The sequence below is a fragment of the Streptomyces sp. AC627_RSS907 genome, from assembly GCF_019049165.1.
The window spans coordinates 1-558 of record NZ_JAGMUE010000214.1; the positions used below are offsets into that span (position 1 = coordinate 1).

General features: G+C 63.4%; 1 protein-coding gene. It reads right to left on the reverse strand.

From position 1 onward, the window contains the following. Positions 1-480: hypothetical protein (locus tag KUM32_RS32295; RefSeq protein ID WP_217145494.1), on the reverse strand; the 480-nt coding region annotated here is incomplete at its 3' end. Positions 481-558 lie beyond the last annotated feature (78 nt).

The window sequence follows — 558 nt, forward strand, 5'->3', positions numbered from 1 at the left end:
GCCGGAGTGAGCCTCTTCCGCAGCCTCGGCGATCGCTGCGTACATCTTCAGCCGTCCGCTCATCTTGTCGAGACGGATGCCAAGGTCATCCGCGTGAACCTGGGGCCATCCCTGCTCCCTGAGGAACGGTCGACTGTGCCCACGCACGCTTTCGGCTGCTACAAGTGCGCTTTCCAGGGAAGCCACGAGGTTCGCGAAGTGAGTCTTGGCGGCCTCGAACTCGCTCTCGGGCGTGGTTACGTCTCCTTCGATGGGAGGCGACGCTACGGATTCACCGACGGCACTGAATGTGGTGCGCAGCCACTTGTCGTCGGCGAGGAGAGGCTTGTTGCTCAGGTTGAGTTGAGGCGTTCCGGCCTCGTCGACCCTCTGCGGTTTCTTGTTCTGTCGTCCGTCGACGATCGCCCTGTGAAGGGCCCTGAGCCCATGAGAGCTTTCCGTCATCCGCTGGAGCACCGATGACGGAGTGCGGTAGTCCACAGTGCGTCCTCGCGCCTCTCGAACCAGAGTCCCGTGCACCGCCAGGTAGTACCCGCCGCGGACGCCGAGCTCAATGCC